This window comes from Pseudomonas farris (genome assembly GCF_019145235.1).
GTDB lineage: Bacteria > Pseudomonadota > Gammaproteobacteria > Pseudomonadales > Pseudomonadaceae > Aquipseudomonas > Aquipseudomonas farris.
Genome location: NZ_JAHSTV010000002.1, coordinates 318,140 through 339,568, shown reverse-complemented (window position 1 = coordinate 339,568; position 21,429 = coordinate 318,140). Strand labels below are relative to the sequence as shown.

Sequence of the window (21,429 nt, the reverse complement as noted above, 5' to 3'; positions counted from 1 at the left end):
CCTTGAAATGCTTTGTAGCATTAGCCGATATCAGTCTCATTAATAGAAGGTTGCAGGCCCCATCAACCGGGGCCTGCGGTCTATTGACGCACCAGGAACTTGAGATCGCTCGGGGCATCCATCGGCAGTTTCTGCACGGTTTTACCCAACAGACCGGTCTTGGCATCGCGCTCGACGACGACAATCTGGTTGCTCTTCTGGTTGGCAATCAGCACGAACTTGCCACTCGGATCGAGGCTGAACTCGCGCGGGTGATCACCGTCCACGGAGCGACGCTGAAGCTCCTTGAGGTGCCCGGTCGCCGGGTCGATGGCGAACACCAGCAACTGATTGGCGGTGCCACGGTTGCTGACATAAAGGAACTTGCCATCGGCCGAGGCGTGAAGCGCAGCCGCAGCCTTGCCCGATGTCGGCAGGCCCGCCGCCAGATCGACCAACTGCGTTTGCTCAAGCTTGCCATCGCGGTATTCGAACACCGCGACCTGCGCGCTCATTTCCATGGTCAGCCAGGCGTGCTTGCCATCGGCGCTGAACAGCAAGTGTCGCGGCCCGCTACCGGGTGGCAACTGGACGGACGCAGGTTTGGCGGCGGTCAATGGCAGCTCCGGGTTGGCCTTGGGATCGAAGCGATAGACAAAGATCTTGTCCGCCCCCAGGTCGTTGGAAAACACGTATTGGCCATCCGGGGATGAAATCACCGAATGCACATGCGCCGACTTCTGTCGCTCGGGGTTGACCCGGCTGGCCTGATGACTGCTCATCTGCACCACCGGTTTGAGTGTGCCATCGGTGCCCACCGGCAACACCGCCAAGGTGCCGCCCGGGTCTTCAGCCACCGAGTAGTTGCTGACAAACACGTGACTGGCGTCGCCGCTGACGCTCGAGTGCGTCGGCTCGTTGCCCAGGGTTTGCGCCTGACTGATCAGGCTCAATTCATGGGTCTTTGGATCAATCGCATAACTGCTGACACGCCCTACCGGATCGGCCTGCCCCGGGCCGTTTTCGTTGACCGCGAACAGGCGCTGTTGGTCCTTGGACACGGCGAGCCAGGACGGGTTGGCGCTCTTCACCACTTGCAGGGGTTTGGCGTCGATCTGCCCGGTACGGCTGTCGAAGCTCAGGCGATAAATCCCCTGGCTCTGGCCGGCGGTGTAGGAGCCCACCAGCAACTCGTAACTGTCGGCCGGTGCCGCCTGCACGCCCATCGCGCCGACGCTGCCGGCCATCAACAGTGGCCAGAAGTTACGCATCCTCATTCGTTTCGTCCTCGTCGTCACCACCGCCGAATGCTTCCATGGGCACCAACCGGTGCTCGCCGGAATCGCCGGTAATGATCCAGCTCTTCAAGTCGGGATCAAACGTTGCCGCCGCGATCTGCGCCACGCTGAACTCCCAGCGCTTGAGCGCCCGACCGTCCATGCATTCGATGTGCAGGTTATCGTCTTCATCGAGGGAGAAGTCGAACGCGTGCAGGCCGTCGATCTCCAGCATGTCGCAGTGTTCGAGGGCGTTGATCAAGGTGTCGTTTACGGCAGTCATGGCAGTCAATCTTTGAATGGGAAAGAGGCAATGATAGCTCAATGTGGAAGCGGACTCGTGTCGGTCACAACACTCGCACACGACACCGAACACATGTGGGAGCGAGCCTGCTCGCGAAGACGGTGGCACATCTAACATCGCAGTGACTGTCAGATTGCTATCGCGAGCAGGCTCGCTCCCACAGGGATGGTGATCAGCCGTTAGAGCGCGTCGCGCGATGACTTGCCATCGACCAGGCGCTGGATGCGCAGCGGATTGCCATTTTTCAGCACTTCCGGCAGCAGGCTGTCGGGGTAGTTCTGGAAGCACACCGGGCGCAGGAAACGGTCGATGGCCAGGGTGCCCACCGAGGTGCCGCGCGCATCGGATGTCGCCGGGTACGGCCCGCCATGGACCATTGAGTCGCAGACTTCCACGCCAGTCGGATAGCCATTGAGCAGAATCCGCCCGACCTTCTGCTCCAGCAACGCCGTCAGCTCGCCGAACTGTTCGAAGTCCGTTGGCTCACCGATGATCGTTGCCGTCAGCTGCCCATGCAGGCCGTTCAACGCGGCACTGAGTTGCGCCTGATCCGCCACTTCGACGAACACCGTGGTCGGGCCGAACACTTCCTCTTGCAGCACTTCATCGCCATCGAGCAACAGGCTCACCTCTGCCTTGAACAATTGCGGCTGCGCCTGATTGCCTTGTTGCGGGTTGCCGGCCAAATGCTCAATTTTCGGATGCGCAAGGAGCTTCTGCAGGCCTTTGCCATAGCTGCTCAACGTACCGGCATTGAGCATGGTTTGCGCCGGTTGATCGCCAATCAGCCCCGCCACCTGCTGCACGAACGCACTGAACTGCGGCGAACGAATGCCGATCACTAACCCCGGATTGGTACAGAACTGACCACAACCCTGCACCACCGAAGCCGTAAGGTCACGGGCAACGCTTTCAGCGCGAGTTTCCAACGCTTGAGGCAACACGATCACCGGGTTGATGCTCGACATCTCGGCAAACACCGGAATCGGCTGCGCACGTGCCGCGGCCATGTCGCACAGCGCACGACCACCCTTCAGTGAGCCGGTAAAACCGACCGCCTGAATCGCCGGGTGCTTGACCAGCGCTTCACCCACCCCGCCGCCGTAAATCATGTTGAACACACCGGCCGGCATCGACGTTGTCTCGGCGGCGCGGATCACCGCGTCGGCCACCCACTCGGCGGTTGCCATGTGGCCACTGTGGGCTTTGAACACTACCGGGCAACCGGCGGCCAATGCCGAAGCGGTGTCGCCGCCCGCCGTGGAAAACGCCAACGGAAAGTTACTCGCGCCAAACACAGCGACCGGCCCGAGGCCGATGCGGTACTGACGCAGATCCGGACGCGGCAATGGCGTACGTTCAGGCAGCGCGCGATCAATCCGCGCCCCATAGAAATCACCGCGACGAAGGACCTTGGCAAACAGACGCATCTGGCCGCTGGTGCGACCACGCTCACCTTGAATACGGCCCGCCGGCAACGCGGTTTCGCGGCAGACCACGGCGACAAAGTCATCGCCCAGCGCGTCCAGCTCATCGGCTATCGCATCGAGGAATTGCGCACGTCGCTCAGCGCTCAGGCTGCGATAGGCCGGGTAAGCAGCGGCGGCAGCCTTCGCGGCGGCGTCGACTTCTTCAAGGGTGGCCTGATAGAAATCGTGAGGCAAAGCCTCGCCAGTGCTGGCGTCGACGCTCTGGAGTTTGACGGTACCGGTAGCGCTGCGCTGACCGCCAATGTAGTTGTGACCAAGAATCCGGGTCATGGGTGTCTCCTTAAAGTGTGCCGACGGTGCCGGGTTCGAATGCCGCTTCAACGGGTTCAATGCCGTTGATCAAGGGCGCGCCGAACTCGGCCTGACTGATCTCGAACACATCACCCGGTTGGGTGCGGATGCCGTCAGCGAAAGACAGGGTCGCGGTGCCGAAGAAGTGAATGTGCACGTCACCGGGGCGCAGGAACTGGCTGTATTTGAAATGGTGGTACTCGAGGTTTTCCAGGCTGTGGCACATGTTCGCTTCGCCGCTGAGGAACTCGTTCTGCCACAGCACTTCACCATCGCGCAGGATGCGGCTGGTACCGGCCAGATGCTGGGGCAATTCGCCGACCCGAAGCTCCGGGCCATAGCTGCAACTGCGCAATTTCGAATGGGCCAGGTAGAGGTAATTCTTGCGCTCCATCACATGGTCGGAGAACTCGTTACCTACCGCGAAACCGAGGCGATACGGTTTGCCGTCGTGGCCGATTACATAGAGACCGCTGAGCTCGGGTTCCTCCCCGGCATCTTCGGCAAACGGCGGCAGCGGGAACGGCTTGCCCGGTCGCACGACGATACTGCCATCGCCCTTGTAGAACCACTCCGGTTGCACGCCGGCCTGGCCAGTCGCGGGTTTACCGCCCTCCACGCCCCACTTGAAGATGCGCATGGTGTCGGTCATCGCGGTTTCGTCACCGACCTGCTGATGCATTTTGTCCCGGGCCGAAGCGCTGCCCAAATGGGTCAGGCCGGTGCCGCTGACCAGCATGTGCGCCGGGTCCGGGTGATCCAGCGGCGGGAGGATTTGCAGATTGGCCAGCAGCGTTGAATAGTCGTGGCTGATGCCCAACCCCAGGGTTTGAACCTGTTGCTCAAGATTGCCCCCCGCCTCGATCGCCGCCAGCGCCAGATCCCGCACCGAGCGCGCATCCTGCACCTCGCGCACCAGGCCGTCCTCGACCACGCCGACACGGCGTTCGCCGTTACTCAATTCGAACTGAACTAAACGCATGATTTTCTCCTGTTGACGCAAAACTTCAAAACAACGCAGGACCCATGTGGGAGCGGGCTTGCTCGCGAAGAGGCCATCACATTCAACATCACTGGTGACTGACACGACGCCTTCGCGAGCAAGCCCGCTCCCACATTTGAATTGTGTTGACCTCAGATACGGGTAGCCCCACGCGCACTGGCCGCAAACTCATCGGCCGGCAGCACATGCTTACGCTCCAGCAACCGATAAACCACACCCGTCAGCACCAGGCCGAACACCATCACGCAGGACAGGAAGTACAACCCCGACGCCAGATTGCCGGTGTATTCCTTCAACGCACCGATCACGAACGGACCGATGTAGCCGCCGAGGTTGCCCACCGAGTTGATCAACGCGATCCCCGCCGCCGCACTGGCGCCGGCGAAGAAGCGACCCGGCAAGGTCCAGAACACCGCGGTGCAGGAAAACAGCGCGAACGCCACCAGGCACAGTGCCGCCAATTGCAGCACCGGCACCGTCAGCCAGGCGCTGAGGAACAGACCGATGGCGCCCAACACATACAGCACCGCCAAATGACCGTAGCGATCATTCAAGCGATCAGAACTGCGCGGAATAATCAGCAAACCGATGATCCCGAAGATGTACGGCACCGATGACACGAAACCGGTCACCAGATCAGTGCCACCGAACTGCTTGATCAACGTCGGCAACCACAAACCGAGACCGTAGATGCTCAGGGTCACCGGCAGATAGAACAGCGCCAGCAGCAACACGCGTTTGTCCTTCAGCGCGTGCAGTGGATTGCCGTGGCGGGTCTGGCCGTACACCTCCAGGTCCTTTTTCAGCTCGCCGGTCAGCCAGTCTTTCTCAGACTGATCCATCCATTTCACCTGTTGCGGGCCGTCCGGCAGGTAACGCAGCACTGGCCAGGTCAGCAGGATCGCGGGAGTACCGATGACGATGAACAGCCACTGCCAGCCGTGCAGCCCAAGAATGCCATCCATGCCAAGCAAGCCGCCGGACACCGGGCCGGTGATCATCATCGCGATGGGTTGGGAAAGGATGAACAACCCGAGGATCTTGCCGCGATGGCGGATCGGGAACCATTGGGTGATGTAGTACAGAACGCCCGGGAAGAACCCGGCTTCGGCCGCGCCGAGCAGAAAGCGCATCACATAGAAGCTGTTCGGTCCCTGGACGAACGCCATGCCGATGGTGATAGCGCCCCAGGTGACCATGATCCGCGCGAACCAGCGCCGGGCGCCGAAGCGGTCGAGCATCAGGTTGCTGGGGATTTCCAGCAGGAAATAACCAATGAAGAACAGCCCGGCACCCAGGCCATAAGCCGCGTCACCCAGGCCGATGTCGGCGCCCATGTGCAGCTTGGCGAAACCTACCGCGGAGCGATCCACATAGGCGATCAGGTACAGCAGGATCAGGAAGGGAATCAGTTTCAGCGTGATGCGACGAATAAGCCGCAGTTCCTGGCTCATGAGTTCGGTCTCCGATTGTTGTTGTTATTGAACCTCGGGGGACGCCTCTCGCAGAAAACCGCCAGGGCCATCCCTCCGTTGAAAACGACTATATAGTAATACTATTTAACCAACAACACTTCCAAACAGCCGAAATTGAGCTTATGTTACGCCGTAGCTCGAACAATATAGTCATACAATAAGAGAACCGATCATGTCTGATAAGAAACCCACCCTGCGCTCCGCCCAATGGTTTGGCACCGCCGACAAGAACGGCTTCATGTACCGCAGCTGGATGAAGAATCAGGGCATCGCCGACCATCAGTTCCACGGCAAGCCGATCATCGGCATTTGCAACACCTGGTCGGAACTGACCCCGTGCAACGCGCATTTCCGGCAAATCGCCGAGCACGTCAAGCGTGGGGTGATCGAAGCCGGCGGCTTCCCAGTGGAATTCCCGGTGTTCTCCAACGGCGAATCGAACCTGCGCCCCACCGCGATGCTCACCCGCAACCTGGCGAGCATGGACGTCGAGGAAGCTATTCGCGGTAACCCGATCGATGGCGTGGTGCTGCTCACCGGCTGCGACAAAACCACCCCGGCGCTGCTGATGGGCGCGGCCAGTTGCGACGTGCCAGCAATCGTCGTCACCGGTGGGCCGATGCTCAACGGCAAGCACAAGGGCAAGGATATCGGCTCGGGCACGGTGGTCTGGCAGCTCAGCGAACAGGTCAAGGCGGGCACCATCACCATTGACGATTTCCTCGCGGCCGAGGGCGGCATGTCACGCTCGGCCGGCACCTGCAACACCATGGGCACGGCCTCGACCATGGCCTGCATGGCCGAAGCCCTCGGCACTTCCCTGCCCCACAACGCGGCGATTCCGGCGGTCGATGCGCGCCGCTATGTGTTGGCACACATGTCCGGCATGCGCGCGGTGGAGATGGTTCGCGAAGATTTGAAACTGTCGAAAATCCTCACCAAGGAAGCCTTCGAAAACGCCATTCGGGTGAACGCCGCCATCGGCGGTTCAACCAACGCGGTGATCCACTTGAAGGCTATCGCCGGGCGCATCGGCGTCGAGCTGGACCTGGATGACTGGACCCGCATCGGTCGCGGCATGCCAACCATCGTCGACCTGCAACCCTCCGGGCGCTTCCTGATGGAAGAGTTCTACTACGCCGGCGGCTTGCCCGCGGTGCTGCGTCGCCTCGGCGAAGCCAACCTGATTCCGAATCCGAATGCCCTCACCGTCAACGGCAAAACCATCGGCGAAAACACCAAGGACGCGCCGATCTACGGCGAGGACGAAGTGATCCGCACCCTCGACAACCCAATCCGCGCCGACGGCGGTATTTGTGTGTTGCGCGGCAATCTGGCGCCACTCGGTGCGGTGCTCAAACCTTCCGCCGCGAGTGCCGAATTGATGCAACATCGTGGCCGTGCGGTGGTGTTCGAGAACTTTGACATGTACAAGGCGCGGATCAACGACCCGGAATTGGACGTGGATGCCAATTCGATTCTGGTGATGAAAAACTGCGGGCCGAAGGGTTATCCGGGCATGGCCGAAGTCGGCAACATGGGATTACCGGCCAAGCTGCTGGCCCAGGGCGTGACCGACATGGTGCGGATTTCCGATGCACGCATGAGCGGCACCGCTTACGGCACTGTTGTTCTGCATGTGGCACCGGAAGCGGCGGCTGGTGGGCCTTTGGCGACAGTGAAGGAAGGCGACTGGATCGAGCTGGATTGCGCCAACGGGCGTTTGCACCTGGACATTCCGGATGCAGAGCTGGCAGCGCGCATGGCGGATCTGCAACCACCGCAACAGTTAATCGTGGGCGGTTATCGTCAGCTGTACATCGACCATGTGCTGCAGGCGGATCAGGGTTGCGACTTCGACTTCCTGGTTGGTTGCCGAGGGTCCGAAGTGCCGCGCCATTCTCACTGACACCATCAATCTAATGTGGGAGCGGCGGTGCGACGATTCGACTTGCTCGCGAAGAGGCCATCACATTCAACATTGATGTTGACTGATAGTCCGCCTTCGCGAGCAAGCCCGCTCCCACATTTAATCCCCGTATGCTTCAGGACTGCGCTTGCTCTGGCGACCGTCCTCGCCGCGCCTGCTATCATGCGCGGCACCCCATTGCACAGGATCGCGCCGTTCCCCATGGATTACCGCAAACCCTCCGACCGCAAAAGCATGCACTCGCGCATCGTCCAGGAACTGGGCATGCAGATCGTCTCGGGACGTTTCAAACCGGACGACAAACTGCCCGCCGAAGCCCTGCTGTGCGAGGAATACGCGGTCAGCCGGCCGGTGCTGCGCGAAGCCACTCGCGTATTGGTCGCCAAGGGCCTGGTGTATTCCCGTCCGCGGGTCGGCACGGTGGTCAAGCAGCGCAAGGAATGGCACATGCTCGACCCGGACGTGCTGCACTGGCTGATGCAAAGCAGCCCGCAAAATGAATTCTTTGATCTGCTGACCAGCGTGCGCAGCATCATCGAGCCGGCCGCCGCCGCGTTGGCCGCGCAGTTCGCCACAGATGAAGACATCGCCTCCATCGGTGAAGCCTACCAGCGCATGGAAGCGGCACCGACGCCTGAAGCCTTATTGCAACCGGACCTGGATTTCCACAGCCGCATCGCCGACGCGACTCATAACGACTTGCTGGCGAACCTGTGCAACATGCTGTCGGTGGCGATTGCCGAAGCCTTGAAGCATTCAAATCAACGGCCGAATCTGCATGAATTGGCGATGCCACGGCACAAGGCGATCCTGACCGCTATCGAGAATCGTGATGCGCTGGGCGCGCGGCATGCGACGCTGGTGCAGCTGGATGATGCGCGTAGTGCGCTGAATGTGGTGCTGGGAACCGATCCCTCATAACCGCCACAAATCCAATGTGGGAGCGGGCTTGCTCGCGAAGGCGGAGTATCAGTCGACATCAATGCTGAATGTACAACCGCATTCGCGAGCAAGCACGCTCCCACAGGGGGTCTGTGTCGAACTTGAGGTATAAAAAAGCCGCAACCTTGGTTGCGGCTTTGTTGTTTCAGCAACCGGTCAGTGAGCAAACAGCGAGTTGCCCTTCTGCCCTGCCAGCTTTTCCGGCTTGATCAGGAACCGTGCCAGCGCTGGCAGCAGCCACAACGCGCCGAACATGTTCCAGAGCAGCATGAAGGTCAGCATCAGGCCCATGTCAGCCTGGAACTTGATCGCCGAGAAGATCCAGGTGCACACGCCGATCGCCAGGCACAGACCGGTGAACAGCACGGCCTTACCGGTGGATTTCAGCGTCTGGTAGTACGCCTCTTGCAGCGGCAGACCTGCACGCAGGAAGCTTTCCAGACGGCTGTAGATGTAGATCCCGTAGTCCACGCCAATCCCCACCCCAAGCGCCACCACCGGCAAGGTCGCCACTTTCACGCCGATGCCCATGAAGGCCATCAACGCGTTGCCGAGGACCGAGGTCAGTACCAGCGGCAGCACGATGCACAAGGTCGCCGCCCAGGAACGGAAGGTGATCATGCACATGGTCGCGACGCAGATGTACACCAGAATCAGAATGGTCAGTTCGGAGCGTTTGATCACCTCGTTGGTGGCCGCCTCGATCCCGGCATTACCGGCGGCGAGGATGAATTCCAGGCCTTCCTTGTTGTTCTCCTTGGCGAAGTCCTGCACCGCATGCACGGCGCGATCCAGGGTTTCGGCCTTGTGGTCGTTGAGGAACACCAGCACCGGCGCCAGGGAGCAATTGTTGTTGTACAGGCCATCGGCGCGGGCGATGGAGTTGTTCAGCACGTCCGGGTTGCGCGACAGGGTTTCCCATTTCAGGTTGCCCTCGTTCATGCCCTTGATCATCTGCTTGGACACGGTCACCAGCGAGATCGCCGACTGCACGCCCTCGGTGTTCTGCATTTTCCACATCAGCTCGTCGATCGGCGCCATAGCCTCATAACGCGAGCAACCTTCGGACTTGGTCTTGACCATCACCACCAATACATCAGAGCTGGTGGAGTAGTTGTTGATGATGAAGCTGTTGTCCTTGTTGTATCGCGAGTCCGGACGCAGCTCCGGCGCGCCTTGGTCGAGGTCGCCGATTTTCAGGTTCTGGCTGTACCAGAGGCCACCACCGAAAGCGATCAGCGCCAGGGCAATGGAAATCGGTGCGACTTTCGGGCTGGCAAAGTTCGACAGCAGACGCCAGAACGGATGTTCGCGGTGCGCATCTTTCTTGCTGCGTTCGACCGCGCGTTTGCTGATACCGACGTAGGAAATCGCCACCGGCAGCAGGATCAGGTTGGTGAACACGATCACCGCCACGCCGATGGACGCGCCGATGGCCAGCTCACGAATCACGCCAATGTCGATGATCAACAGCGTGATGAAGCCCACCGCATCCGCGAGGATTGCGATCATCCCCGGCAGAAACAGCTGACGGAATGTGCGGCGTGCCGCAGTCAGCGCGTTCTCCGCCTCGCTGGACTGCAGGGCGATACCGTTGATTTTCTGCACGCCGTGGGAAATCCCGATGGCGAAGATCAGAAACGGCACCAGCATCGAATACGGATCAAGCCCGAAACCGAAGAAGTGCATCAGGCCCAACTGCCAGACCACTGCCACCAGCGTGGTGCTCAAAACCGCCACGGTACTGCGCATGCAGTTAGTGAACCAGTACAGCAGGATCAGGGTAATGACGAAGGCGACGCCGAAGAACATTACCACCATGACCAGCCCATCGATCAGGTCGCCGACTTTCTTGGCGAACCCGACAATGTGGATCTTCACGTTGGGGTTCTGGGCTTCGAACTTGTTGCGGATCTTGTCTTCAAGTTCGTGAGAGAACTTGCGGTAATCCAGCGCCAGCAACTTGCCCTGGTCCTGCGGGTCCGGGTAGGACTCCAGCAGCGGGATGTCGACGATGCTCGACTTGAAGTCGTTGGCCACCAGACGCCCGACTTGCCCGGACTTGAGCACGTTGTTACGCAGCAGGTCGAGGCTTTGCTGGGAGCCGTTATAGCTCTGGGGAATCACTTCACCACCGGCGAAGCCCTCCTCCGTCACCTCGGTCCAGCGCACGCTCGGGCTCCACAACGATTTGAGGCCGGAACGGTCGACACCGGAAATGTAAAACACCTCGTCGTTGATCTGACGCAGGGTCTCCATGTATTCCTTGGAGAAGATGTCGCCGTCGGTGGCTTCCACGGAAATCCGCACCGTGTTGCCCAGGTTCGCCAGATCGTTGCGGTGCTCCATCATTTTTTCAATGAACGGATGCTCGAGCGGGATCATTTTTTCGAAACTGGTGGACGGCCGGATCAACGTCGCCTGCCAGAACAGGAAAACACTGACCAGCAGGCAGATGACGATAACTGCCGGGCGGTTGTTGAAAATCAGGCGCTCAAGAAACGTCGCCTTGTCCTGATGAGGAGTGCTTAAGGATGTCATAGACCCGCCTTCTTATTATTTGCCCGGCTCATTTGGACGACCCGTTTTTTCCATTCTCTGCACCGGTGGGCGAAGTGACGCGAACGCCACCCTGCCCAGCCAGAATCAGATTGCCGTTGCCTGCCGCAGTCACCGCCGAGACGGAGATGCGATCCGGACGGTTGAACACGCTGAAGGTTTCGCCGTCGTCTGTGCTGCGAATAATGCTGCCGCCGTTGCCGACGATCACGATGGAACCGTCATCGAGCAATGTCGCGCCGGACAGACCGAACTCCAGTGCGCCGCGTGCAGCCTTGAGCTCGACCTGCTCCCAAGTACTGCCGAAATCCGTGGAACGGTAGAGATTGCCGCGCAACCCATAGGCCAGCAGTGTGGCCGGTTGCGCGGTGCCGATCACACCGAACAGCGAGCCTTCATAGGGGCCTTCAAGCCTTTCCCAGGTCTGCCCTTCATCGGTGGAGCGGAACATGCTGCCCTGCTCGCCGACGATGAAAATGCCGAAATCCTTGACCGCAGCAATGGCATTGAGGTGGTACTGGTCTTCGTTGTCGAGGCGATCGCTGACGTTTTCCCAGTTTTTACCGCCATCGGTGGTTTCCAGCAAGGCACCGTAAGCGCCCACGGCAAAGCCGCTGTTAACGTCCTTGAACCAGACGTCGAGCAGCGGCGATTCGCGTGTCAGGTCTTCGAATTGTTTGGTCCAGGTGATGCCACCGTCTTCGCTGGCGAGGATCTGCGCGTCATGGCCAACGGCCCAGCCGTGTTTGTCATCGACAAAAAACACCGCCGTCAGCAGTTGCCGGGTCGGTACTTTGGCCTGGGTCCAGGTCGCGCCCTGGTCATCGGAATACAGAATGTGCCCGCGATCGCCGACCGCCACCAGGCGTTTGCCAGCGTGTACGACATCAAGCATCAGGCCTTTGCTGGCCTTGGCGGACTCAACGGAATAAACCACGTCGGAGGCCGACGCGGCAGCGGCCAGCGCAGGCGCCGACAGCACGGTACAGCCCAACAGCGAGAGCGCTGTAGCCAGCAACGCGAACCTGCGTAACGCCGGCGGGCGGCCAATACTCACACCCATGACAGGCTCACTCATAGACCTTCCCCCACATTATTATTGTTAGGTCGTTCAACCCTTCAGGGCGCCGTAAGGGATGCGCATCGGGATTGACCTATTCAGGAGCATAGTCCTGAAACCCGCAATCCAGAGCCCCTTCGGAAGCTGGCTTATCCTATCGGGGTTTGGAAAGGTCTGACAATCGACAGCACGTTATGTTTTGTTAACCTGAGGGGTATGGGGTGGGGGGTGAATGATTGGGTATCAGGTGGGGTGATTGGTTTTTTTGTGTACATATCCGTTTCTGCGGTTACGGCGGCTATTGGTTCCGCTCTTACAGCGGGTCACTTTGGAAAAGCGCCAAAGTAACCAAAGCGCTTTTGCCCCTTTCGTTCGGTGCCTCGCCCAGGCTCGGCATGCCCTCGCTCCGGTCCTGCTCCGTGGGCCCGCCGCCGAAGCAATGCCGGAGTGAGGGCATGCCGAGCCTAAGCGAGGCACCGAATGGAGGGGCAAAGCCTTTTGGTTCCTTTTCGGCGTTTGGAAAAGGGACTCGCTGTAAGAGCGAAACCGCCAGCCGCCGTGACCGCAGAAACGGATATGTACACCATCAAAAATCCCGGTCGGCTATCAGGCCGCCTTCGCGAGCAAGCCCGCTCCGACAGGGGGCAGAGTGAACCCTGCGGGAGCAAACCCAAACTCAGGCCAGGCTTTTGCTGACCACTTCAAACACATCGCTGGACAGCTGCCCCGAAGCGCGAATCCGCTCCAGCTCACCTTTCATCAACGCCTGACGAGCGCTGTCGTATTTGCGCCAGCGAGTCAGCGGCGCCAGTTGGCGAGAGGCGATCTGCGGGTTAAACCCGTTCAACTCGATCACCAGATCCGCCAGGAACCGATACCCGGAACCGTCGGCCGCGTGGAAGTTGATCAGGTTCTGCCCGGCAAACGCGCCGATCAGTGCCCGCACCTTGTTCGGATTCTTGATCGTGAACGCCGGGTGTTGCATCAAGGCTTTGACCCGCTCCAGACCGCCTGGCAATGTGCTGCCGGCCTGAACGCTGAACCACTGATCCATGACCAGCGGATTGTCCTTGAAGTGTTCGGCGAAGGTCGCCAACGCCGTGGCTTTCTGTTCTTCGAACGGCGAGTTGACCAACACCGCCAGCGCCGTTAGACGCTCGGTCATGTTGTCGCTGGTGTCGAACTGCTCAAGGGTCGCCGCCAAGACTTCCGGCTTGCCGCTGAGCATCAGGTACGACAGCGCAATGTTTTGCAGCGCGCGGCGGGCGAAATGCTCGGCCTCGGCCACATACGGCGTTTTCTTCGAAAGATCGCGATTGGCCTGATAACGCAGCCACAATGCCTCGAACAAGCCTTCAGCCAATTGCTTACGGGCAAACTCGCGGGCCGTGTGAATGGCGTCTACGTCAGCCACTTCACTGATCTCGGTCAGATACGCCTCGCCCGGCAGCGAAAGCATCTCGGCGACCATCGCCTGATCAAGCGTATCGTCGGACAGCACAGTACGCAGCGCAGAAACCAAACGCTGATCCAGCACCAGCGTTTCACCCTTCTGTTGCTGTTCGATCAACTCTTGCAGCACCTGCACCGACAATTGCTGACCGGCATCCCAGCGGTTGAAACCGTCGCTGTCGTGCTGCATCAGGAACATCAGCTGATCGCGGTCGTACGGGAAGCTCAGTTTCACTGGCGCCGAGAAGCCACGCAGCAACGAAGGCAGCGGCTTTTCAGCAATGTCGATGAAGGTGAAGGTCTGCTCGGCCTCAGTCACCGAAATAACCCGCGAGGTGCCTTGAGCACTGGTTTCACCGGCAAGACGCAGGGCAATTTCGCCGCCCTTGCTGTCCAGCAGACCCAATTCCACCGGAATCACGAACGGCAGTTTTTCCACCTTGTCCGGGGTTTCCGGGCAGCTCTGGCGGAAGGTCAGGCTGTAGGTTTTCGCTGCGGCGTCGTAGGACTCGCTCACCGCCAAGCGTGGTGTGCCGGCCTGGCTGTACCAGCGTTTGAATTGGGTCAGGTCAACGCCGTTGGCGTCTTCCATGGCCTTGATGAAGTCGTCGCAGGTCACGGCCTGGCCGTCATGGCGTTCGAAGTACAGGTCGCTGCCTTTGCGGAAACCGTCAGCGCCAAGCAAGGTGTGGATCATGCCGACCACTTCCGAGCCCTTTTCGTACACGGTCAGGGTGTAGAAGTTGGAAATCTCGATGAAGCTGTCCGGACGCACGGCATGAGCCATCGGGCCGGCGTCTTCGGCAAACTGGTGGGTACGCAGGTAAGCCACGTCCTGGATGCGCTTGACCGTGGCCGAGTTCATGTCGGCGGAGAAGCCGGAATCGCGGAACACGGTGAAGCCTTCCTTCAGCGACAACTGGAACCAGTCGCGGCAGGTCACGCGGTTGCCCGACCAGTTGTGGAAGTATTCGTGGGCAACGATCGCTTCCACCCGTTGGTGCGCGGCGTCGGTAGCGGTTTCGGCGCGGGCCAGTACGGCGCTGGAGTTGAAGATGTTGAGGCCCTTGTTCTCCATGGCGCCCATGTTGAAGTCGTTGACCGCGACGATCATGAAGATGTCCAGGTCGTACTCGCGACCGTAAACCTCTTCGTCCCAGCGCATCGACTTCTTCAGGCTGTTCATGGCGTGCTGGCACTTGTCGATGTTTTCCGGCTCGACATAGATGCGCAGCGCCACGGAGCGCTCGGTCATGGTGGTGAAGGTGTCTTCGACGCACCACAGGTCACCGGCCACCAGCGCAAACAGGTAAGCCGGTTTCTTGAACGGGTCTTCCCAGGTTGCCCAGTGCCGGCCGTCTTCGCCAGGACCTGAGGCAATCGGGTTGCCGTTGGACAGCAGCACCGGATAGCTGTGCTGCTCAGCAACCACCGTGGTGGTGAACGTGCTCATCACGTCCGGGCGGTCGAGGTAATAGGTGATCTTGCGGAAACCTTCGGCTTCACACTGGGTGCAGAACATGGTGCCGGATTTGTACAGGCCTTCCAGGGCCGTGTTGGTTTCCGGGTGGATCTTGACGCTGGTGTCGACCGTGAAGCTTGTATCGGTCGGTTGCAGGGTCAGGTGATTCTCGGTCAACTGGTAGTCGGCGGCGCTCAGCTCACGGTCGGCCAATGTCACCGACAGCAGCTCGAGTTGCTGACCGTCCAGCACCAGCGGCGGCAGGCCCGGGCCACGTTCAGGATTGCGGCGCATCACCAGTTGCGCATGGACCAGGCTGTGGTCCTCGAACAACTCGAAGGTCAGGTGCGTCTCGTCGATCAGGTACTCAGGCGCCTGATAGTCCTTCAGGTAGATCATCTTCGGTTGTTCGGTGCGCATACTGGAATCCTTACTGATGCACGGCGAGCTGGTAGGCCGTGTATTTACGAATATTGATCACGCCGGTGTCGAAAATCAGGTACTGGCCCTTGATCCCCAGCAGCGTGCCTTCGGCAATCGGGTTCTTGTCCAGGTTGAAGCTGACAATCTTGGCCGGGTATTGCTCGACCGGATAGCGGATCTCGAGCGGTTCGACATCGGTAATGGTCTGGATTGCTTGTAGGCCAAATCGTTCCTGCAAACCTTGCAAACCTTGCGCACAACTTTCAAACAGCTGATCGCGAACCTGCGCCAAGTCCACAGATACGGCATCGCCCTTGAGTAAAGCACGCCAGTTGGTCTTGTCGGCTACCTGGCTGCGGAACAGGTCTTCGACGAAGCCCGACTGCTGACGGGTCGCGACGCGCATGATCGGCAATGCCTGGCTGGCGCCCTGATCGAGCCAACGAGTGGGCAGCTGCGTAGCACGGGTTATGCCGACTTTGATCCCCGACGAATTGGCCAGATACACCACATGATCGGTCATGCAGAATTTTTCGCCCCACGCAGGCTCACGGCACGTGCCGGCATCGTAGTGGCAACGTTCCGGACTCATGATGCAAATGTCGCACTGCGCCAGTTTGGTCATGCACGGGTAGCAGTAACCCTGGCTGAAACTGGTTTTGGTCTTGCGTCCGCAATGGGTGCAGTGGATCGCCCCCAGGTATTCCAGGCGTACCGTGCTGCCGATCAACGGATTGACCGGTACCTCGGCGTCGCCCAGACGAAAGGCGTACTGAACGTTCGGCCCCTCAAGGCGCGCCGACATTTTGCTGATTGCACCGCGGCCAATCTCGATCAATGGATGGCATCCGATTTGAACAGAATGTTTGGCACTTCAATCGACTTCGACTCGCATTCCTGCGGGCCCATGTAGCCGGTGCGCTCTTCCTCGGGCAGGTTCTGGATTTCCCAGGCGATCATCGCTTGCAGGGACAGTTCACGCTGCTCGGCGGTGAGTTTGCCACCGTCGGACCATTTGCCGATTTCCACCGCCAGTTTCAGGCTCTGGTAGATATCCGGGGTGATGTTTTTGATCATTTCGTTAAAAGAGGACATCAAGGGCTCCGCGCTCTTTAATCACATAGCTTATTTGGAGGTCAGTTTACGGCGGTTGTACAAACCGCCCAACAAACCGGTGAAGCATCCGATGAGTAACCCGCTGACGTGGGCCGCGTTGGCAATCTGGCCGAAGCCGATCATCGAGACCAGCCCCGACAGACACACCAGCAACCACACCAGCATCATCACCAACACCCCTCGAGGTAGGCGATACGCCGGATTCGGCGACAGGACCTGGAAGATCCAGCAATGCCCGAGCAGGCCGTACAGCACCCCGGACAACCCGCCAAACAGGCTCGGGCCGCTGAAAAGGTATTGGGTATAGTTGGACACCAGGCTGAACAACAACGTCAGGCCGATCAAATTGATGCTGCCCTGACGCGACTCGATGCGCCGCCCCAATTCCCAGTACCACATGCCATTCATGGCCAGGTGCAGGATGCCGAAGTGGATCAGCATCGGCGTCACCAGACGCCACCACTGCCCCGCCGCCAAGCTGTCGGCCAATGGCGTGAAATGGATGTACTCGCCGACCACGCGGAAATCGAGGAAGGTCAGCCAGCGTATCGTTTCGAGATTCTCGCCAAGCAGCGTCACCATGGCGACGATCAGGCTCAGCAACAGCACCAACGCCGTAGCCTTGCTGTGGCGCAATTGCTCGACGAAGCCTGGACGCTGCCGCGTCTGCGTGATCGGGATATCCAGTTGCTGATCGGGGTCGCCTGCCGGAAAGCGTTCGTACAATGAGCGCACGTCTTCGCTGATGTTGGCCGGCACCCACAGCACCTGTTCGCCCGCCTCTTCGCTGACCCGATGGGGCACTTGCATGCGCTGCAGCAGTTTGACGAACCCGCTCAAATCCACCGCCAGAGGCAGACGCAATACCGCCACCGCCGTCATCGCAACACCTCCGGGCGCTCGACATCGACCCAGACAAATTTATGCGGGTCGAGACGGGTTTCCTGATCCAGACGATAAGCGACCAGTTTGCCGTAGAGCACCGCGCTGTAATCCAGGCACGCCAGGTTCGGACGGATCGGCGCCGGTTTGCCGCTGCGCCAGTAGTGGCCGACGAACAACAACGGCTCATCGACGCCGTAGCGCAGCAAGTTGTCTTTTTCGGTGGAGGACAGTGGCGTCCGGGCCACCGGCTCAGGCAAGGCGTCGGGCTGGAACACGATATCTCCGTAGGTTTGCGGGTCGTCTTCCCAGAACTTGGTGCGGAAAAACGAGCGCGTCAGGCCGTCGCCACTGGTCATGGTCAACCCATGGGGCAAACGCATGTCGGTGCCGCGCAACAGGCGATCGAACACGGTGCAGGCAAAACTGCCCGGCACCGCGGAGGCCTGGAGGAAGTGCTCATCGATGCAACCGTCGGGGAACAACCCGCGTAAAGGCTCGATCAGGCTGGCGTCCCAGCAGGCATGCACTACGCGAAAGCGCCCGGCATCGACGAACAATGGCAATTCATAGAACCATTGCAGGAAGTCATGCCAATCTTCGGGGTGATCTTCAAACTGGGTCAGGGTTTCCTTGAGCAGGCGACCGTGGCGCGGCGTATGTTCACGCACGAACTGCTGGCCGCTGCCCGGTAACGCCGGAGTGCTCCAGCCGAGGGCGTTGAATTCATGGTTGCCCATGATGCACAGCGCCTGGCCGGCCTCGACCATGTCGTGGACGATATGTAGCGCCTCGCGAATTCGCGGGCCGCGGTCAATGATGTCGCCGAGAAACACCGCCATGCGCGACGGATGCCGCCAGACGCCAGCCTGCTTGTGGTAACCGAGCCGGTCGAGCAAGTGCTCAAGGGTCAGAGCGCAACCGTGCACGTCACCGATCAGGTCGTAGCTACGCGCGGGATCGAGCATCAGTCGCCTCCACCACCCAACTTGCTGCCCCAGCCGAGCTTGGTCCGGCAGACTTCATAGTAGTTGTGATCGAGCGGATGAATCAGCCGCAGTTTCTGCGCTTTCTTGCTGATAGTGATGGTGTCACCGGGCGCGCAGGTGAAGTGATTCTGCCCGTCACAGGAGACTTGCGGGTAAATCTGCATATCTTTGGACACGACGATTTTCAGCTCACTATTGCCATCGACCACGATCGGTCTACCTGACAAGGTATGGGGGTACATCGGCACAATCACAATAGCGTCGAGCTTGGGATGCATGATCGGGCCGCCCGCCGACAGCGCGTAAGCGGTCGAACCGGTCGGCGTGGCAACGATCAGGCCGTCGGCCTTCTGACTGCAGACGAATTGGCCGTCGATGTACAACTCGAACTCGATCATCCGCGTCGATTTGCCGGGGTGCAGCACCACGTCGTTCAGCGCATCGCCCTGGCCGATGGCCTCGGCGTGGCGACGGACTTCGGCTTGCAGCAGGAAGCGGTTTTCCACCAGATAGTGGCCGTCGAGCACTTCGGCGACTTTGACTTCCAGCTCATCGGGACGAATATCGGTCAGGAATCCCAGGCTGCCCCGGTTGATGCCGAGCACCGGAATATTGTGTCGGGCCAACGCCCGGGCGGCGCCCAGCAGGCTGCCGTCACCACCGACCACAATCACCATGTCACAGACTTCGCCAAGCATCTTGCGCGACGAAGTTTGCAGGCCATGACCCGGCAGGACTTCGGCGATGGTGTCTTCGAGGATCACGTGCAGGTGACGATCGAGCAGAAACCGTTTCAGTCGGCGGACGGTATCCAGCACCTGAGAACTGCCCAGGCGACCGATGATGCCGATATTACGAAATTGCTCCATGGGGCTCCTATTGGGACGTGGAGGGCCTGCGACGGCGAAAAACACGATTATGGGCGAAAGCGCGGCGTAGACAAAACCCTTTCAGCCACGACGGTGCGCTCGCGTTTCGGGCTATGCTCGCAAGATGATCCTATTTCCAGATTTGCTCCAGTTACCTCACCAGTTGCGCCACCCTGAAGTGCGCGACCTGGCTTGGGTCATCCTCGCGCCGCCGATGCTCAGCGTCACCCCGTGGCCACAGCGTCATCCGCTGGCGGGCAGCGACTGGGTGCAGGCACCGGAGCGCCTGGAACACTGGCTCAGGCAACTGGATCGCGACAGCTACGACTTGCTGCACTGGCTGGCCCAGGCCAGAACCCGGCGCCTGGGTCTGTACTACGAGCGGCTGTGGCAATACGCCGTGCGACACGCGCCGGGTATCGAACTGATTGCCGCCAACATGCCGATCCGCCGTGAAGGCCACACCTTGGGTGAACTGGACATGCTGCTGCGTGATCGCGATGGCGTGCATCACCTGGAACTGGCGATCAAGCTCTACCTTGGGCCACAGAACGGTGACGGCCACGACACCGCGCAGTGGCTCGGACCGGGTTGTCATGATCGGCTCGACCGTAAACTGAAGCACCTGAGCCAGCATCAATTACCGATTTCCGCGCGGGCGGAGAGCCGTGCAGTGCTGGCGTCGCTGGATATCCAGCAGTTCAGCGCGCATCTGTGGCTGGGCGGCTATCTGCTCTATCCGTGGCCGGGGCAGGCCGAATCACCCAGCGGCGCGCACCCTCAGCATTTGCGTGGTAGCTGGCTGCATCAGAAGGATTGGGCGGACTTTGTCCTGCAGCGCCCATTCGGTCGCTGGCAACCCCTGCCCCGCCATGCCTGGCTGGCGCCGGCGCACTATCCCGAAGAGCAGACCTGGAACGCTGAACAACTGAGTGCATGGCTGAGCGATCTGGACCCGCTGGCACCGGCGCAATTGATGGTGCGGCTGACAGAGAATGGCAAAGGGGATTGGGAAGAAGCCGAGCGGCTGTTTCTGGTATCCGATCTTTGGCCGAATGTGCCGGGTAATGGTTGAGTTTTGTAGCGTCTGGGCGGGCGTTTTCGCGGGCAAGCCTCGCTCCTACAAGGACCTTCGCCATAAGGAGATCCAATGTGGGAGCGGGCTTGCTCGCGAAGACGGTGTGTCAATCGACATAAACGTTGAATGTTAAACTGCATTCGCGAGCAAGCCCGCTCCCACAGGGATTGTGGCTGACACAACAACTAATCAGCGCCACATAACGGGTCATTGCTTTTTATGCTGCTCAACCCACTGCGCATACGCATCGATGAATTTCTGCAAGAACGGCCTGACCGACTCCGACAAATTGCCCGCCTCGTCGAACGCTGAACCGGCACCGCCCAGATAGGCTTCAGGCTGTTGCATACACGGCACATTGAGAAACACCATGGACTGGCGCACGTTGTGGTTGGCGCCAAATCCGCCAACGGCGCCCGGTGAAGCGCTGATCACCGCACCCGGCTTGCCGTTCCAGGCGCTCTTGCCATAGGGGCGCGAACCCACGTCGATCGCATTCTTCAACGGCGCCGGCACCGAACGGTTATATTCCGGGGTCACGAACAGCACCGCGTCGGATGAACTCACTTGTTGTCGGAAAGTGCTGTAGGCTGCCGGCGGTGATTCGCCATCGATGTCTTCGTTGTAGAGCGGCAAATCGCCGATTTCGACGATATTCAGCTTCAGATTGGCAGGCGCCAGCTCGGCCAGCGCCAGCGCGACCTTGCGGTTGATCGACGCTTTTCTCAGGCTGCCGACCAGAACGGCGATCTCGTAGACGTTGCTCATGGAGGATTCTCGACTGTCCGATGGGAAGAGCTTCTAGTTATAGATGATCAAATGACGATTCAACCAGTGGGCGACGGAAA

General features: G+C 60.0%; 17 protein-coding genes. 3 read left to right on the top strand and 14 right to left on the bottom strand.

Annotation, left to right across the window (positions count from 1 at the left end):
* Positions 1-80 precede the first annotated feature (80 nt).
* From KVG95_RS04835 to KVG95_RS04815, 5 genes are all read right to left on the bottom strand, one after another.
* Entirely contained in the window at positions 81-1,250 is a 1,170-nt protein-coding gene (locus tag KVG95_RS04835) for a lactonase family protein (protein WP_048394515.1), read from the bottom strand.
* Positions 1,243-1,539 (bottom strand): DUF5629 family protein, encoded by a 297-nt coding sequence (locus tag KVG95_RS04830; RefSeq protein ID WP_038984082.1) that lies wholly within the window; start codon positions 1,537-1,539, stop codon positions 1,243-1,245. Before KVG95_RS04830 ends, KVG95_RS04835 begins: the two co-directional genes overlap by 8 nt.
* Before the next feature lie 200 nt (positions 1,540-1,739).
* A complete protein-coding gene (locus KVG95_RS04825; RefSeq protein WP_217854718.1) occupies positions 1,740-3,320 on the bottom strand; it encodes an aldehyde dehydrogenase (NADP(+)) in 1,581 nt (526 codons plus the stop codon).
* 10 nt (positions 3,321-3,330) lie between these two features.
* The gene (gene araD1 / locus KVG95_RS04820; protein WP_048394521.1) at positions 3,331-4,323 is read right to left on the bottom strand and encodes an AraD1 family protein; all 993 of its coding nucleotides are present in this window, start codon (positions 4,321-4,323) and stop codon (positions 3,331-3,333) included.
* 152 nt (positions 4,324-4,475) lie between these two features.
* Complete coding sequence (locus tag KVG95_RS04815) at positions 4,476-5,798, bottom strand: MFS transporter (RefSeq protein WP_217854717.1); 1,323 nt, start codon at positions 5,796-5,798, stop codon at positions 4,476-4,478.
* Positions 5,799-5,991: 193 nt separating this feature from the next.
* Between KVG95_RS04815 and KVG95_RS04810 the strand changes: the two genes are divergently transcribed.
* Together KVG95_RS04810 and KVG95_RS04805 are read left to right on the top strand one after the other, a co-directional pair.
* Entirely contained in the window at positions 5,992-7,728 is a 1,737-nt protein-coding gene (locus KVG95_RS04810) for an IlvD/Edd family dehydratase (RefSeq protein ID WP_217854716.1), read from the top strand.
* 222 nt (positions 7,729-7,950) lie between these two features.
* Positions 7,951-8,670 (top strand): FadR/GntR family transcriptional regulator, encoded by a 720-nt coding sequence (locus tag KVG95_RS04805; protein WP_032835696.1) that lies wholly within the window; start codon positions 7,951-7,953, stop codon positions 8,668-8,670.
* Positions 8,671-8,847: 177 nt separating this feature from the next.
* On the opposite strand, the gene KVG95_RS04800 is transcribed toward KVG95_RS04805, so the two are convergent.
* The 8 genes from KVG95_RS04800 to KVG95_RS04765 form a co-directional block, all read right to left on the bottom strand.
* Positions 8,848-11,232: an efflux RND transporter permease subunit gene (locus KVG95_RS04800; RefSeq protein ID WP_048394525.1), complete on the bottom strand. Its 2,385-nt coding sequence runs from the start codon at positions 11,230-11,232 to the stop codon at positions 8,848-8,850.
* Between the two features lie 28 nt (positions 11,233-11,260).
* Positions 11,261-12,328 (bottom strand): WD40/YVTN/BNR-like repeat-containing protein, encoded by a 1,068-nt coding sequence (locus KVG95_RS04795; protein ID WP_217854715.1) that lies wholly within the window; start codon positions 12,326-12,328, stop codon positions 11,261-11,263.
* 658 nt (positions 12,329-12,986) lie between these two features.
* Complete coding sequence (gene pepN, locus KVG95_RS04790; protein WP_217854714.1) at positions 12,987-15,644, bottom strand: aminopeptidase N; 2,658 nt, start codon at positions 15,642-15,644, stop codon at positions 12,987-12,989.
* Positions 15,645-15,654: 10 nt separating this feature from the next.
* Entirely contained in the window at positions 15,655-16,485 is an 831-nt protein-coding gene (locus KVG95_RS04785) for a DUF2797 domain-containing protein (RefSeq protein ID WP_217854713.1), read from the bottom strand.
* Positions 16,482-16,742: a YeaC family protein gene (locus KVG95_RS04780; protein WP_038984092.1), complete on the bottom strand. Its 261-nt coding sequence runs from the start codon at positions 16,740-16,742 to the stop codon at positions 16,482-16,484. The genes KVG95_RS04785 and KVG95_RS04780 overlap by 4 nt, the downstream gene beginning before the upstream one ends.
* Positions 16,743-16,772: 30 nt before the next feature.
* The gene (locus KVG95_RS04775; protein ID WP_217854712.1) at positions 16,773-17,645 is read right to left on the bottom strand and encodes a rhomboid family intramembrane serine protease; all 873 of its coding nucleotides are present in this window, start codon (positions 17,643-17,645) and stop codon (positions 16,773-16,775) included.
* Entirely contained in the window at positions 17,642-18,616 is a 975-nt protein-coding gene (locus KVG95_RS04770) for a metallophosphoesterase (protein ID WP_195840098.1), read from the bottom strand. Before KVG95_RS04770 ends, KVG95_RS04775 begins: the two co-directional genes overlap by 4 nt.
* On the bottom strand, positions 18,613-19,503 hold the full coding sequence (locus KVG95_RS04765; RefSeq protein WP_007906781.1) for an NAD(+) kinase: 891 nt from the start codon (positions 19,501-19,503) through the stop codon (positions 18,613-18,615). The genes KVG95_RS04770 and KVG95_RS04765 overlap by 4 nt, the downstream gene beginning before the upstream one ends.
* A 124-nt stretch (positions 19,504-19,627) precedes the next feature.
* Here KVG95_RS04765 and KVG95_RS04760 point away from each other — a divergent pair, with 124 nt between their 5' ends.
* Positions 19,628-20,578, top strand: coding sequence for a DUF1853 family protein (locus KVG95_RS04760; protein ID WP_217854711.1), 951 nt, complete (start codon positions 19,628-19,630; stop codon positions 20,576-20,578).
* A gap of 210 nt (positions 20,579-20,788) precedes the next feature.
* Here KVG95_RS04760 and KVG95_RS04755 read toward each other — a convergent pair whose 3' ends face one another.
* Complete coding sequence (locus tag KVG95_RS04755; RefSeq protein WP_052964269.1) at positions 20,789-21,349, bottom strand: NADPH-dependent FMN reductase; 561 nt, start codon at positions 21,347-21,349, stop codon at positions 20,789-20,791.
* Positions 21,350-21,429: the final 80 nt, after the last annotated feature.

Coding starts and splice junctions, on each gene's coding strand:
- KVG95_RS04835 (WP_048394515.1), bottom strand. CDS start 1,250: ATGCGTAACTTCTGGCCACTGTTGATGGCCGGCAGCGTCGGCGCGATG.
- KVG95_RS04830 (WP_038984082.1), bottom strand. CDS start 1,539: ATGACTGCCGTAAACGACACCTTGATCAACGCCCTCGAACACTGCGAC.
- KVG95_RS04825 (WP_217854718.1), bottom strand. CDS start 3,320: ATGACCCGGATTCTTGGTCACAACTACATTGGCGGTCAGCGCAGCGCT.
- araD1 (WP_048394521.1), bottom strand. CDS start 4,323: ATGCGTTTAGTTCAGTTCGAATTGAGTAACGGCGAACGCCGTGTCGGC.
- KVG95_RS04815 (WP_217854717.1), bottom strand. CDS start 5,798: ATGAGCCAGGAACTGCGGCTTATTCGTCGCATCACGCTGAAACTGATT.
- KVG95_RS04810 (WP_217854716.1), top strand. CDS start 5,992: ATGTCTGATAAGAAACCCACCCTGCGCTCCGCCCAATGGTTTGGCACC.
- KVG95_RS04805 (WP_032835696.1), top strand. CDS start 7,951: ATGGATTACCGCAAACCCTCCGACCGCAAAAGCATGCACTCGCGCATC.
- KVG95_RS04800 (WP_048394525.1), bottom strand. CDS start 11,232: ATGACATCCTTAAGCACTCCTCATCAGGACAAGGCGACGTTTCTTGAG.
- KVG95_RS04795 (WP_217854715.1), bottom strand. CDS start 12,328: ATGAGTGAGCCTGTCATGGGTGTGAGTATTGGCCGCCCGCCGGCGTTA.
- pepN (WP_217854714.1), bottom strand. CDS start 15,644: ATGCGCACCGAACAACCGAAGATGATCTACCTGAAGGACTATCAGGCG.
- KVG95_RS04780 (WP_038984092.1), bottom strand. CDS start 16,742: ATGTCCTCTTTTAACGAAATGATCAAAAACATCACCCCGGATATCTAC.
- KVG95_RS04775 (WP_217854712.1), bottom strand. CDS start 17,645: ATGACGGCGGTGGCGGTATTGCGTCTGCCTCTGGCGGTGGATTTGAGC.
- KVG95_RS04765 (WP_007906781.1), bottom strand. CDS start 19,503: ATGGAGCAATTTCGTAATATCGGCATCATCGGTCGCCTGGGCAGTTCT.
- KVG95_RS04760 (WP_217854711.1), top strand. CDS start 19,628: ATGATCCTATTTCCAGATTTGCTCCAGTTACCTCACCAGTTGCGCCAC.
- KVG95_RS04755 (WP_052964269.1), bottom strand. CDS start 21,349: ATGAGCAACGTCTACGAGATCGCCGTTCTGGTCGGCAGCCTGAGAAAA.